Genomic DNA, 13,132 nt, shown 5'->3' with positions numbered 1-13,132 from the left:
ACTCGACGGTCTCCGAAGCCTCGAAGTGACGCGTGCAACGGGACCGAAGCTAGTTGAAAGTATAACGTTCGTCAAGATTCTGACGAGACTTCTATTCGTGGCCGGTTTCGGTGGGGCGTAGATCGAATCGCTCGGCGGCCTCCGCCCGGGCCACCGGATCCAGCCGGTCGTGCAGGTCACGAAACAACTGCTGAGCAGGGGAAGCCGGCCAATCGGCCGGCAGATGATCCAACGGCAGTCGAGGATCCTGCCGAATGACGTCGAGCCACTCCGTCACCAGCAACAATTGCGTTCCGAGCGCGCTCGCCGGACCTGGTTGCCCGGGACCGCCCCATCGCCCGAGGAACCGCTCGTACCGATGCGCGATTTCCTCGATGTCCCACGCATCTCGCAGCATCGCGGGAACGTCCATACTCGATTCGGCACGGCTGTAGAACACCCGCACACGATCAGCGCCCTCGATCCCGTCCAGAACGTCGGCGACGTCCCGAGATGACGGCGAAATCCACAGTCCACCTTGCAAAGAACCGAATCCTGCCCATTGGAGTCGCGCACGAAGTTCGTGGCGCTGCCGCTGCCAGGAGTCGGGAAAGCTGAAGCTGAGCAGCGTCCAGGTGCCGTCCCAGTTGCTTTCGACGGCCCCCGTGCGCCAGATCCGGACGTGACCATCCTGCAAGATCGCCCTCGCCCGCGGCGTCAGGCCTACGTACGCATTGCGTCCATAGCGATGCCGCGTCAGAAGGGCGCCGTTGACCATGCGGTTGAGAGCAGATCGCGTCGCGTGCTCACCAACCCCCAGGGAAGAGAGAGCATCGAGAATGCTGGACGTACTCACAACCACGTCGCGGCCGAGTACATATTGTCCGAGGACCGTCAGTAAGACGCTCTGCGGCTTCACGCCGACTACGGATTCGTTATGCACATTCGCTGCGTTCGTCACGAAATTGACAATACTCTCCTGAGCGCAAAAGGGCAGCATCGATCGCCACGCGCAGCCAACGCTCGCATTGACGCCGCGGTGCGGCCATCAGCCTGCGTGCACCACCGCAAGTCGGCGCAGAAGTGCATCCGTCAGTTAGAAGACAAATTAACGACCCTTCGGACATTGGAAAGTACTGTTTGATGATAGAGGTCCGCATCACATTTGCCTAGCGGCAATTGTGCGGAGGGCCGACACGGGTGGACCGCCACCGCTGTCCAGGCCCATCGACCAGCCGATTCCGTCGCTGCACGCAATAGAGAATCGCGACGCTAGGCTGTCACAGTGAGTGACAGCTCGACGCGATCCCGATATCAGGACTCGCAGCGCCTCCTGACCACCCTGCTGGGTGACTACTGGTTCTGGCGCACCGAACCGTTGCCGTCGAGAGTGCTCGTGGACCTGCTCGCCGAGTTCGGGCTCGCCGAGCCCGCCGCCCGTGCAGCAATCCGCAGGCTCGCCGCCCGCGACCTCGTCGTGGTCTCGAAAGTCGGCCGAACCACCTACTACGGTGTCCCACCGAAGACCGATGAGTTGGCTGCGGCTCGACTCCAGAAGATCTTCCGGTTCGGTTCAGGAGACCGTTCGTGGGATGGTCGGTGGACGTTCGTGATGTTCTCAGTCCCCGAGGACCAGCGAGAAATGCGGCGGATCCTTCGCACCCGGCTTCGTACCCTAGGCCTCGGATTGCTGTACGACGGCGTATGGGTGTCTCCCTGGGATCTCACGCACGACGCCCTGTCAGTGCTCTCCGAAGTGAACGCCGACCGAGCGACAGTCACTCGTGCAAGATTGGCGGACGGCAACTCGGCGAGCGGACATCCTGTTGCCGCATGGAGTCTGCGCGAAATCGCTGATGAATACGAAAGTTTCGCGGACGATACGTCCCGGCTACGCTCCCGAGTACTGCAGGGGCGCACGTCACCGGCCGAAGCGCTGGTCACTCGAACCAAGGTGATGGCTCGGTGGAAGAGTTTCGCCGAAATAGACCCAGACCTGCCGCTCGAGGTCCTGCCACACCAATGGCCGAGAGAGAAGGCGCGACGCTGCTTCATCGAGATCTACGACCACCTCGGTCCACTCGCAGAATCGAGGATGCGAGAGATCGTCGAACGACACTCACCGGAACTGGCCGAATTCGCCGTCCACCGGACAAGTACGGATCTATGGAGAGGCGCACGGATACTGGAACCCAGCGCTGAGTGACCTGGAGTCCGTCCACACAGATACCGCAGTAACACGTCGACCACGTGCTTTCGAAAGATGACGGAAAGGTCCCGCGCGGTCTCCGTCGGCGTTCGGTCAGCCGTGCCTATGCAGCGGCTTCCCCGACAGCGCGAGCATTGCTTCGCCCAGAGCCTCGTTCTGCGTGGGGTGCGCGTGGACGAAGGGCGCCACGTCGGAGGGCAGGGCCTCCCAGGCGACGGTGAGCTGCGCTTCGCCTATGAGTTCACCGACGCGGTCGCCGACCATGTGCACTCCGACGACGGGGCCGGTGTCGCCGGCCCGCACGACCTTGACCCCGCCGGCGGTGTTCAGGATCTGGCTTTTGCCGTTGCCGGCGAGGTCGTACACGACGGACGTGACGTCGCCGTACCGTTCACGGGCTGCGTCCTCGGTGAATCCGACGGACGCGACCTCCGGGTGCGAGTACGTCACCCGCGGAACGAGGTGCTCCGCAACGGGAACGGGTGCGAGTCCGGCGATCTCCTCGGCCACGAAGACGCCGTGCTGGAATCCGCGGTGCGCCAACTGAAGTCCGGCCACGACATCCCCGACGGCATACACGCCGTCGACGCCGGCGCGCAGCCGTTCGTCGGCAACGACGAAGCCGCGGTCGAGAGTGATTCCGTGTTCGGCGAATCCGCCGTCGGCGGTGCGGGGCCCGCGCCCCACAGCAACGAGCAGGACGTCCGCGTCGAGGGTCTCCCCACCCTCGAGTTCGACGAGGACCCCGTCCGCGGATTCCTTCGCCGACTCGACTTTCACACCCGTGCGGGCGGAGATGCCGCGCTTGCGGAAGGCCCGCTCGAGTTGCTTCGAGCACCACGGATCCTCCGCGGCGACCAGCCGGGGAAGCGCCTCGACCACGGTCACCTCGGCACCGAACGACGCCCAGACGCTGGCGAATTCGACCCCGATCACCCCGCCGCCGAGAACGACAGCCTTCTTCGGGACGAACCCGAGCTTCAGTGCGTCGTCGCTGGTGACAATGCGCTCACCGAGTTCGATGAACGGCACCGTGCGGGCGTACGACCCGGTGGCCAGCACCACGGACGACCCCGTGTAGCGGACGCCGTTCACCTCGATCGTCCGGTCTCCGACATAGGTGCCGTGCCCGCTGACGGTGGTGACCTGGTGATGCGCAATCAATCCCTGCAGGCCCTTGTACAGCCGGTCGATCGTGCCGTTCTTGTACTCGTGCACCGCGTCGAGGTCGATGCCGTCGAACGTCGTGCGCACACCGAAAGCTGAGCCGGTGCGGGCGGTGTCGGCGACCTCGGCGGAATGCAGCAGCGCCTTGGTGGGGATGCAGCCCCGGTGCAGGCACGTTCCGCCGACCTTGTCGGCCTCGATCAGCGTGACCGACAGTGCGAGTTGTGCGGCGCGGAACGCGCAGGCGTACCCGCCGGAACCGCCACCGAGAATCAGGACGTCGCTGTGCGTGCCGGTCATCTACAGCCTCCCCAGGACGGCGATCGGGTTTTCGAGGTAGTCGGCGAACAGTCGGAGGAATCCGCCGGCGACGCCGCCGTCGCAGACTCGGTGATCGAAGCTCAGCGACACCTGGGTGACCTTCCGGACGGCCAGTTGCCCGTCGACGACCCAGGGTTTGTCGACGATGCGGCCGACACCGAGGATCGCGGCCTCGGGGTGGTTGATGATCGGGGTGGACCCGTCGACCCCGAACACGCCGTAGTTGTTGAGGGTGAACGTGCCGCCCGACAGTCGCGCCGGCGGGAGTGTTCCCTCGCGGGCCAGATCCGTGGTGTCCCGCAGGTGTTGTGCCAGTTCGACAGTGGTGAGCGCGTCGGCGTTCTCGATCACCGGGACGACCAGTCCGCGCGGCGTCTGCGCCGCGATGCCCAGGTGCACTTGGTTGTAGCGGACGATTTCGTTGCGTGCGGTGTCGACGGTCGAGTTCAGTTCCGGGAACTGCCGGAGCGCGGCGACGGCCAATCGTGCGAGCAGTGCCAGCAGGCCGACCTTCTCGTCGTCGGGCAGTGCCGCGTTGATCGCCCGGCGGGCTGCGAGGAGTTCGGTGGCGTCGACATCCACCCACGTTGTCGCGTCGGGGATTTCCCGGCGACTCGTCGACAGCTTGTCGGCAACGGCCTTGCGCAGACCCTTGATCGGAATCCGCTGTGCGTCGGCGGGCGTTGTGGTGATGGCCCGCTCGACGTCCGCGCGGGTGATGACCCCGCCGGGTCCGGTGGCGGGCAGGGCGGTCAGGTCGACGGCGTTGTCCCGAGCCAGGTTCCGCACGATCGGCGAAATGACGCGCACGCCGCCCGTGGACCGCGGTGCAGGTGCGACCTCCGGGCGACGCACACGCCGGCGCCGCTGCCGGGTGTCCTCGCTGGTGCCGTATCCGATGAGGACGTTGCCCGATCCGGTCCCGGCTCGTTCTTCCTCGCGGTACTGCCGGTGCGCGGCCGGGGCCCCGCTGACGGTGATCAGCGGGGTGCCCACCTTCAGCGTCGCGCCTTCGTCGCCGTGCAGGGAGATCACGGTGCCCTCGAAGGGAATCGGCACCTCGACGGCGGCTTTGGCGGTTTCGACCTCGACGACCACCTGGTCGATGGTGACGGTGTCGCCGACCCGGACTTTCCATTCGGCGATGTCGGCCTCGGTGAGTCCTTCGCCGAGGTCGGGGAGCAGGAACACCTGGTTGCTCATGCGGTCACCGCCCAGCGGGTGTCGACGGAGTCGTTCCACTGCAACCGGTCGACGCTGTCGAGGACGCGGTCGACGCTCGGCAGGTGGAGGTGTTCGAGTTTCGGTGCCGGGTAGGGGATGTCGAATCCGCTGACCCGCAACACCGGTGCGTGCAGGTGATGGAAGCAGCGTTCCTGGACGCGGGCGGCGATCTCGGCGCCGACCCCGGCGAATCCCTGCGCCTCCTGAATGACGATGCACCGACCGGTCTTCCGGACCGACGCCATCACGGTCTCGTCGTCGAACGGCACGATCGACCGCAGGTCGATCACTTCGATGTCGCGACCCGCCGCCGCGGCCGCTTCGGCGGACTCGAGCGCGACGGTCACCGACGGCCCGTACGCGACGATGGTCGCGTCCCGGCCGGACCGGCGAACCGCGGCCTGCCCGATCGGCGCTCCGACCGCGAGGTCGACGTCTGCGCGGGAGAAGTACAGGCGTTTCGGTTCGAGGAAGATCACCGGGTCCGGGTCGTCGATCGCCTTGCGCAGCAGGGTGTAGGCGTCCTCGACGGTGGACGGAGCCACCACCTTCAGGCCGGGGGTGTGGGAGTAGTAGCCCTCGCTGGAATCGCAGTGGTGCTCGACCCCGCCGATGCCGCCGGCGAACGGGATGCGGATGACGATCGGCACCGACAGCGCTCCCTTGGTGCGGTTCCGGATCTTCGCGACGTGCGAGACGATCTGCTCGAACGCAGGGTAGGCGAACGCGTCGAACTGCATTTCGACGACCGGCGTGAACCCGGCCATCGCCATGCCGATCGCGAAGCCGATGATGCCGGATTCGGCGAGTGGGGTGTCGAAGCACCGGTCGTCGCCGAAGTCGCGGGTGAGGCCGTCGGTGACGCGGAAGACCCCGCCGAGGGTGCCGACGTCCTCCCCGAAGACGACGACATTCTCGTCGGCGGCGAGGGCGTCGCGCAGCGCGGTGTTCAGGGCCTGGGCCATGGTGAGCACGGGCATGGTGTCAGTTCTCCTCGGACTCGGCGGCCAGTTCGGCTTCCGCCTGCGCTTGCTGCTCTCGAAGTTGCGGGGTGGGTTCGGCGAAGACGTACCGGAACAGATCCATCGGGTCGGCGGTGCGGTCGACGTTCATGCCCGCGCGCAGCGTCGCCGCGGCGGCCTCGGCCTCCGCCGCGAGGGCGTCCGCGGATGCGTCGTCGAGGAAACCCTTGCCCCGCAGGTACTTCTCCAGCCGGGCCAGCGGGTCGCGCCCGAGCCACTGCTCGACCTCGGCGGAATCACGGTAACGGGTGGCGTCGTCGGCATTGGTGTGCGCATCGATCCGGTACGTGTGGGCCTCGACGATGACCGGACCGTTGCCGGCGCGGACGAATTTCGCGGCCTCGTCCATCACCGCCAGCATGGCAACCGGGTCGTTGCCGTCCACCTGCTCGCTGCCGATTCCGTAGCCGACGCCCTTGTGCGCCAACGTGGGCGCCGCGCTCTGCCGGGCGAGCGGCACACTGATCGCGAAGCCGTTGTTCTGCACCAGAAAGACCACCGGAGCCTTGAACACGGCGGCGAAGTTGAGGGCCTCGTGGAAGTCGCCCTCACTGGTGGCGCCGTCGCCGCAGAACGCCAGCGCGATCGTGTCGTTTCCCTTGCGGTGTTCGCCGTAGGCGACGCCGGTCGCGTGCAGGAGTTGGGTCGCCAGCGGGGTGCACTGCGGCGCACTGCGGTGCCGGGCGGGATCGTAGCCGCAGTGCCAGTTGCCGGCGAGCATGCTGAGGATCTCCACCGGGTCGATGCCGCGCGCGGCGAGCGCCACCGAGTCGCGGTACGTGGGGAACATCCAGTCGCCGGTGTGCAGGCTCATCGCCGCCGCGATCTGGCAGGCTTCCTGACCCCGCGACGACGGGTACACCGCCAGCCGGCCCTGCTTCGTCAACGCTGTCGCCTGCTGATCGAAGCGCCTGCCCAGCACCATGTTCCGGTACATCTCCACCAGGCGGTCGTCGCTCGGCTTCGGGTACCGCGCCTCGCTCTCGGTGAGCTCGCCGGCCGCGTCCAGATACTGCACCGCGCGCTCGGCGGGAAGGAACTTCCGATATGGCCTCGCCAGGGGCGGCTCTACGAGCGTCACGTCTACCTCCAGATGCATTGTGTTCGTCAATGCTCGCAATCGGATGACCGATAGACAACGAGAAGCTGGAACTGGAGACGAATGGCCTAAACTCGCATTGTCGGGAGCAGAATGTCTCTCCGGGGTGTGAGCGACCACAGCAGGGATGGACAGATGGCAGACGACTCAGCGGACACGTACCGACTCGACGCGATCGACCGCCGGATCATCAAGGAACTCGTCGCCGACAGCCGCATCTCGATGCGGGCGTTGGCGGAGAAGGCACACATCTCCCGCGCACACGCGTACGTCCGCATCGAGCGGTTGCAGGAAGCGGGGATCATCGAAGGTTTCACCACCCGGATCTCGCACTCCAAGGCGGGACTCGGATCTTCCGCGTTCATCGCCCTCTCGATCAGGCAGGACTCGTGGCGGGGAATTTCCACCCAACTGCGGACGCTGCCCTTCGTCGAGCACTTCTCGCTGCTGGGCGGCGATTTCGACGTTCTCGTCCTGGTTCGCGCACCGGACAACAGCGCACTGCGTCATGTCGTCCTCGAGCGCCTGCAGAGCCTCGAAGGAGTGCAGGCGACCAAGACGTGGCTGATCTTCGAAGAGGCCAACGGGCCCGGACCGGAATGGGTTCGTTGACGGGACCGATAGGATTTCGTCATGCGCAGCGACCTGATGAAGAACGCCGAACGCAGTGGCGAGCCGGGCACTTTCGTGTTGCAGAACCCGCGAATGCTCAAGGTGGACTTGGCCGGAACCGAGGGACACTTCTTCGCCCGGCAGGGATCGATGGTCGCCTACCAGGGTGATGTCGACTTCGCCTACCAGGGCAGCGGCGGCGTCGGGAAGTTCTTCAAGAAGGCGTTCACTGGCGAGGGCATGTCGTTGATGAAGGTGTCCGGCACCGGTGACGTGTTCCTCGCCCGCGACGCCGACGAGATCTTCCTCCTCGAACTCGAGGGCGAGTCGGTGACCGTCAGCGGTTCCAACGTCCTCGCCTTCGACAGTTCCCTGAACTGGGACATCAACCGGGTCGAGGGCGCGTCGATGCTCAGCGGCGGACTGTTCAACACGACGTTCACCGGCCGCGGCGTCCTCGCCGTCACCATCTACGGCACTCCCGTCGTCCTGAACGTCGATACCCCCACCTACGTGGACATGCAGAGCGCGGTGCTGTGGTCGACGGGTCTGCAGTCGACCATCCGCAAGACCGCGAAAATGGGCGCCGCGATCGGCCGCGGTTCCGGTGAGGCCTATCAGTTGTGCCTCACCGGAACCGGGTTCGTCGTCGTTCAGGCGTCGGAAGGGCACCCGGTTCCCAAGCCGTAACCGCTGCGGCTGCGCGGGGTGCCCCGCTCACTCACCCTGCCCGCACGCGGGCGAGCGCACCGACCGCGACATCGACGAGGAGGAACGCGATGAGGCTGAGGCCGAGCAGCGGCACGAACCAGCCGACAAGGACGACGCCGGCGACCCCGACGACGGCCGTGGCCGGGTGGATTCGGCGCCAGGCGCCCCGCACGGGTGGCCTGCCCATCGGCCGGCGGGTGCCGCGGGTGGGCCTGCGCCGCCACCACAGGAGGTAGCCGCGGACGATCACGGCGAGCAGCGCCACCGCGAGCGCGGCGAGAACCAGTTGGTTGAGCAGGCCGAACAACAGCCCCATGTGCAGGGCGATGCCCCAGGACGTCAGCTTCGCGGCGAGCGGCCAGTCGCCGAACCGCGACAGGTCCGTCACCGCGCCCGTGGCTCCGTCGACGGCGATCGAGTCGGTGGAGAACTGCCACGGCTGACGGGTCTCGGTGACCGTGAACGCGGTGGAGGCGTCGGCGGGGACGGTTGCCTCGACGGCACCGGTGACACCGCCCCGCTCCGCCACGTCGAGGACGGTGTCGAGTTCACCGACGTTGCGGTCGAGGATTCCCGGATCCGACGCCGGGGTGTGCCCTGCGCCGTGCCCGTCGTGACCCCCCGACGCTGCGCTGCCGCCGGCGGGGGCCGACTCCAGTTTCTTGTCGAGCTTCGGGGTGGTCCAGCTCAGGGCGGTGCGGAGTTCGTCGACGTTCTCGCCCGCGTACCTCGACCAGGTCAGTCCGGTGGCCGAGAGGAACACCAGGCCGACCGCGATCCAGATGCCGACCACACCGTGCCAGCTCAGGGTGCGATTGCGGCCGCGGCTGGACCGGTCGAGGGTCCACAGCCGCGCGGTGTCGGCGTTCCGTGCGCGGGCGGTGCGGTAGCGCTGCACCCACAGGTACACGCCGCCGAGCGCGATCACCCACAGCCACGACGCGGCGAGTTCACTGTAGATGCGGCCGGGCTCACCCAGGTGCAGGTGCCGGTGCAGCTGGGAGATCCACGTTCGCATCGGCAGCGCGCCGCTGCTGCCGTACACCACCAGCTCGCCCACCGACCGCGCGTCGACCGGATCGACGAACACGGCGAGGCGTTCCGACTCTCCCAGCGTGGGGTCAGTGAACATCACCCGCGTCGTCTCACCCGGCTCGCTCGCCGGACGCACCGCGGCGACGGCGAGGTCGGGGCGAACCTGCTGCGCTGCCCGCACCTGCTCGGACATTGGCGCTTCGTGACCGGTCGAGTCGACGTGCAGGTAGTCGCGGTAGACCAACTGCTCGACGGACGGTGCCAGGGCGTAGAGGCCGCCGCTCACGGCGGCGATCACCAGGAACGGCGCAACGAGGATCCCCGCATAGAAATGCAGCCGCAGGATCAGCGGGCGAAGACTGCGCGGCGGCGAGGAATCCTTCGACACCGCGGAGGACGGGGCGGACGCGACCGGGTTGTCGCGTTCGAGTTCGGGGATGGACATGACGCTCTCGATTCGATTTCGGGTGAGTCGGGCACCCGGCCCCCTCGAGGCCGCGCAGAGGTGCGCGCCGCTGACTCGAGGTGACACGTCAGGACGCGCCGACTCAGGAAGTGATCGGCACCGGGACTCGATGGAGAATCTGCTGGTGCCGTGCGAGGACACGCCGGACCGGCGAGTCACACAACGGGTGTGCGCGCCGGGCGGCGGTGAGAAATCTGGATCAGACGAGAGCGGGCGGTCCGCGGGTGCCGGCGCCCGCGGCGACCAGCAGCCACAACGACAGTTTCGCGCGGTAGACCGGGATGGCCGTCCACGTGCCGGTATCGACCTGCAGCGGGGCCAGAACGGCGAGCGCGATGCGTGACAGAGCGGCCAGCGCCCGCAGGCATGCACGCTCGGCGGACCGCACCAGCACCGCGGCCGCTGCGATCGCGGCGAGGTGCGCGGCGATCATCGGGGCGGAAAGTCCCAGCCCGTGACCGTGACCGGAGGCCAACGCCAGCGTCGTGTGGCCGATCATCTGGCCTGCCGCGAGCACCGACACAACGAACAACCATTCACGGCCGGCCACCCGGACAGCGGCGACCGACGCGCCGACTGCGGCGCAGGCCGCGAGAAGCAGCACCACCGAGCCCTCGCTCGGCGGCATTCCGCCCCCGGCAACGCCGTGCGCGGCGATGCTGACCGCCCCGGACAGAGAACCCACGAAGGAGCCGCGCACCCGCGCGACCACATCCAACCGTGAATTCACCCCGCGAGGATACCGCTCGACGGGTCAGACGGACGCCCCGGTGGCCGGGTGCAGTCGGGCGAGGACGTCCGTCAGCGTGACGACACCGATCAGTCGTTGATCGTCGGTGACGATCGCCAGATGGCTGCGGGTCTCGCGCATGATGTGCAACGCCTCGTACACCGCGGCGCCTGCGTCGAGCGTCAGCACCGGGCGCATGAGGTCGGCGGCGGTGACTCCCGCGCCGGCCTGCAGACTGTCCCGGACATGCACCACACCGCGGATCCCGTCCTCGTCACGCACGAGCAGTCGGAGGTGACCGCTCCGATCCGCGGCCCCCCTGATCGCCGCCGCGGGGGCGTCCGGGGCGACACTGCTCGGGGACGTGTTCGGCCGCATCATGTCTCGCACGGCGAGCGATTGGAGTTCCAGGGCGCTGGTCAGCTGTCCGTGGTACCGCTCGTCGAGTGTGCCCACCGTCGCCGAGTGCTCGACGAGGTGACGCAGCGCGTCGGGATCCTGGCCCGCTCCCACCTGGTCGACCGGTTCCACGCCGAACTTCCGCAGGCACCAGTTGGCCATGCGGTTCAGGGCCACCAGCACGGGGCGGGTGGCCCACATGAACCCGCGCATCGGGATCGCCAGCAGTGTCGCGGACTTCTCGGGGTGCGCGATCGCCCACGACTTCGGGGCCATCTCGCCGACGACGAGGTGCAGGAACGTGACGATGATCAGGGCGATCACGAATCCGAGCACATCCGCCAGCCACAGCGGGGCGCCCCACCCCTCGAACGCGGGGGTGAGCCAGTGATGCACGGCCGGCTTCGTGACGGCGCCGAGCGCGAGAGTGCAGACGGTGATACCCAGCTGCGATCCGGCCAGCAGCACCGACAACTCGGATGCGCTGCGCAGAGCGGCGCGGGCCGCCCGGCTGGTGGGCGCCGCGTCTTCGAGCCGGTGGCGGCGAGCGGCGATCAGGGCGAACTCGATCGCCACGAAGAACGCGCTGGCCGCGATCAGTCCGACCGTGACCACCACGATGATCCACGGATTACTCATCGACCGATTCACTTTCCAGCACCCGGAGCCGCACGAACAGCGAGGACGGAACGTGCTTGTCGACCGCGCGAACCTCGACGTCGAGGCTGCGGACGGGTGGCTCTGCGTCGTTGATCAGGTCGGCCGGATCCGGATTCACCCGGATCGCGACGACATCCCCGACCACGGGGAGAGCACCGAACTCCGCGATGACGGCGCCGGCGAGCGTCTCGAAGTCACCGGACGGCAGGTCGTGGCCGAGTACGCGTTCGACCTCGTCGATGTGCAGATCGCCCGGCATCGTCCAGCCGTCGGACTCCGAGCCCGTCACCGACACATCGAGTTCGGGATCGTGTTCGTCGGCGATCTCACCGACGAGTTCCTCGGCGAGGTCCTCGATCGTGATGACACCGGCGAAACCGCCGTATTCGTCGACGACGAGCGCCATCTCGTCGCCCGCCGTCGTCAGGTTCTCCAGCACGTCGGGCAGCGGCAGCGACGTCGGCACGACGACGGCCGCGCGGGCCCGAGAGCCGGCCGCACCGTCGGACTGCTCGCCGAGCAGGTCGTGCAGGTGGATGACACCACGGAGATCGTCGGTGGACGTCCCGACGACGGGGTAGCGGGTGTGGCCGGCACCCATCTTCTCGAGAACGCTGCTCAGGGGTTCGTCGGTGTGGACGGTGTCGACGTGGGCGCGAGGAATCATCGCGTGTCCCGCGGTGCGGGTGGGGAAGTCGAGGATTCGGTCGAGCAGCGTCGACAATTCCCGCGGCAAGTCCCCGGCATCGCGCGATTCGGCGACGATGTGCTCGAGGTCGCGGGGGGTCGCCGAGTGCTCGACGTCGTGGACCGGCTCGATCCGCAGCGCGCGCAATAGCAGATTCGACGACTGGTCGAACAGCCAGATCAACCAGCCGAAAAGCTTCAGGTAGAGGGTGGTCGACAACGCGAGCCACCGTGACACCGGTTCGGGCCGGGCGATCGCCAGGTTCTTCGGGAAGAGCTCACCGAAGAGCATCTGGACGAAGGTGGAGAACAGCACGGCGAGGACGGCGCCGACGCCGATCCCGACGGCGGTCGGGATGCCGACTCCACCGAGGAGTTCACCGAGGCCGCGGCCGATCAGGGGTTCGGCGACATAGCCGACGAGCAGGCCGGTGACGGTGATGCCGAGCTGGGCGCCGGACAGCATGAACGACGTGCGGCGAGTGACGGCGAGGGCGCGGGCCGCTCCGGCGTCGCCCGCCTCTGCCCTTGCCTTCAGCCGCGAGCGGTCGACCGACATGTACGCGAATTCCTGGGCGACGAAATAGCCGGTCAGGGCGGTGATCAGTGATACGACGACCACACCGAGAAAGATGCTCAGGAGGGTCGTCATGGGTTCACCCGCGACGTGCGTTCGATGCTGCGGGGGTCACGCTGGGGCGGGCTGGGTCTTCGGGGGCGCGAAGCGCTGGTCATGGCTCTCTCTGTATGCGGGGGATGAATCACCCATAGTAAAGGACTCTTTACTCTCGCGGTCGGCGGGTGCTCGGTC

General features: G+C 67.4%; 12 protein-coding genes. 3 read left to right on the top strand and 9 right to left on the bottom strand.

The window, feature by feature from the left end:
• Positions 1-91: 91 nt before the first annotated feature.
• On the bottom strand, positions 92-940 hold the full coding sequence (locus RJ1_RS16860) for a PaaX family transcriptional regulator (RefSeq protein ID WP_205415365.1): 849 nt from the start codon (positions 938-940) through the stop codon (positions 92-94).
• 324 nt (positions 941-1,264) lie between these two features.
• Here RJ1_RS16860 and RJ1_RS16855 point away from each other — a divergent pair, with 324 nt between their 5' ends.
• Positions 1,265-2,185, top strand: a complete 921-nt coding sequence (locus RJ1_RS16855) for a PaaX family transcriptional regulator (protein WP_073361726.1) — start codon at positions 1,265-1,267, stop codon at positions 2,183-2,185.
• A 96-nt stretch (positions 2,186-2,281) separates the two neighbouring features.
• Here RJ1_RS16855 and lpdA read toward each other — a convergent pair whose 3' ends face one another.
• The 4 genes from lpdA to pdhA are packed head-to-tail and all read right to left on the bottom strand — an operon-like array spanning position 2,282 to position 7,021.
• Entirely contained in the window at positions 2,282-3,655 is a 1,374-nt protein-coding gene (lpdA, locus tag RJ1_RS16850) for a dihydrolipoyl dehydrogenase (RefSeq protein WP_073361724.1), read from the bottom strand.
• Complete coding sequence (locus RJ1_RS16845; RefSeq protein WP_073361722.1) at positions 3,656-4,879, bottom strand: dihydrolipoamide acetyltransferase family protein; 1,224 nt, start codon at positions 4,877-4,879, stop codon at positions 3,656-3,658. It abuts the gene before it with no gap.
• Positions 4,876-5,880, bottom strand: a complete 1,005-nt coding sequence (locus tag RJ1_RS16840; protein ID WP_073361720.1) for an alpha-ketoacid dehydrogenase subunit beta — start codon at positions 5,878-5,880, stop codon at positions 4,876-4,878. The genes RJ1_RS16845 and RJ1_RS16840 overlap by 4 nt, the downstream gene beginning before the upstream one ends.
• A 4-nt stretch (positions 5,881-5,884) precedes the next feature.
• Positions 5,885-7,021, bottom strand: coding sequence for a pyruvate dehydrogenase (acetyl-transferring) E1 component subunit alpha (pdhA, locus tag RJ1_RS16835; RefSeq protein ID WP_073361718.1), 1,137 nt, complete (start codon positions 7,019-7,021; stop codon positions 5,885-5,887).
• A gap of 135 nt (positions 7,022-7,156) precedes the next feature.
• Between pdhA and RJ1_RS16830 the strand changes: the two genes are divergently transcribed.
• Both RJ1_RS16830 and RJ1_RS16825 read left to right on the top strand, forming a co-directional pair.
• Positions 7,157-7,633: an Lrp/AsnC family transcriptional regulator gene (locus tag RJ1_RS16830; RefSeq protein WP_073361716.1), complete on the top strand. Its 477-nt coding sequence runs from the start codon at positions 7,157-7,159 to the stop codon at positions 7,631-7,633.
• A 21-nt stretch (positions 7,634-7,654) separates the two neighbouring features.
• Positions 7,655-8,323 (top strand): AIM24 family protein, encoded by a 669-nt coding sequence (locus tag RJ1_RS16825; RefSeq protein WP_073361714.1) that lies wholly within the window; start codon positions 7,655-7,657, stop codon positions 8,321-8,323.
• 31 nt (positions 8,324-8,354) lie between these two features.
• On the opposite strand, the gene RJ1_RS16820 is transcribed toward RJ1_RS16825, so the two are convergent.
• The 4 genes from RJ1_RS16820 to RJ1_RS16805 all read right to left on the bottom strand — a co-directional run bounded on the left by RJ1_RS16820 (position 8,355) and on the right by RJ1_RS16805 (position 12,973).
• The gene (locus tag RJ1_RS16820) at positions 8,355-9,824 is read right to left on the bottom strand and encodes a PepSY-associated TM helix domain-containing protein (RefSeq protein WP_073361713.1); all 1,470 of its coding nucleotides are present in this window, start codon (positions 9,822-9,824) and stop codon (positions 8,355-8,357) included.
• 220 nt (positions 9,825-10,044) lie between these two features.
• On the bottom strand, positions 10,045-10,575 hold the full coding sequence (locus RJ1_RS16815) for a hypothetical protein (protein ID WP_174694996.1): 531 nt from the start codon (positions 10,573-10,575) through the stop codon (positions 10,045-10,047).
• Positions 10,576-10,599: 24 nt separating this feature from the next.
• Positions 10,600-11,613 (bottom strand): hemolysin family protein, encoded by a 1,014-nt coding sequence (locus RJ1_RS16810; protein ID WP_073361709.1) that lies wholly within the window; start codon positions 11,611-11,613, stop codon positions 10,600-10,602.
• On the bottom strand, positions 11,606-12,973 hold the full coding sequence (locus tag RJ1_RS16805; RefSeq protein WP_073361707.1) for a hemolysin family protein: 1,368 nt from the start codon (positions 12,971-12,973) through the stop codon (positions 11,606-11,608). The genes RJ1_RS16810 and RJ1_RS16805 overlap by 8 nt, the downstream gene beginning before the upstream one ends.
• Positions 12,974-13,132 lie beyond the last annotated feature (159 nt).

Origin of the sequence: Rhodococcus jostii NBRC 16295, assembly GCF_001894825.1 — a bacterium.
Classification (GTDB): domain Bacteria; phylum Actinomycetota; class Actinomycetes; order Mycobacteriales; family Mycobacteriaceae; genus Rhodococcus_F; species Rhodococcus_F jostii.
This window is presented reverse-complemented; position numbering and strand designations above follow the sequence as displayed.

What these genes read in the sequence shown, in the direction of transcription:
- lpdA (WP_073361724.1), bottom strand. Translation starts at nt 3,655, where the DNA reads ATGACCGGCACGCACAGCGACGTCCTGATTCTCGGTGGCGGTTCCGGC.
- RJ1_RS16845 (WP_073361722.1), bottom strand. Translation starts at nt 4,879, where the DNA reads ATGAGCAACCAGGTGTTCCTGCTCCCCGACCTCGGCGAAGGACTCACC.
- RJ1_RS16840 (WP_073361720.1), bottom strand. Translation starts at nt 5,880, where the DNA reads ATGCCCGTGCTCACCATGGCCCAGGCCCTGAACACCGCGCTGCGCGAC.
- pdhA (WP_073361718.1), bottom strand. Translation starts at nt 7,021, where the DNA reads ATGCATCTGGAGGTAGACGTGACGCTCGTAGAGCCGCCCCTGGCGAGG.
- RJ1_RS16830 (WP_073361716.1), top strand. Translation starts at nt 7,157, where the DNA reads ATGGCAGACGACTCAGCGGACACGTACCGACTCGACGCGATCGACCGC.
- RJ1_RS16825 (WP_073361714.1), top strand. Translation starts at nt 7,655, where the DNA reads ATGCGCAGCGACCTGATGAAGAACGCCGAACGCAGTGGCGAGCCGGGC.
- RJ1_RS16820 (WP_073361713.1), bottom strand. Translation starts at nt 9,824, where the DNA reads ATGTCCATCCCCGAACTCGAACGCGACAACCCGGTCGCGTCCGCCCCG.
- RJ1_RS16810 (WP_073361709.1), bottom strand. Translation starts at nt 11,613, where the DNA reads ATGAGTAATCCGTGGATCATCGTGGTGGTCACGGTCGGACTGATCGCG.
- RJ1_RS16805 (WP_073361707.1), bottom strand. Translation starts at nt 12,973, where the DNA reads ATGACGACCCTCCTGAGCATCTTTCTCGGTGTGGTCGTCGTATCACTG.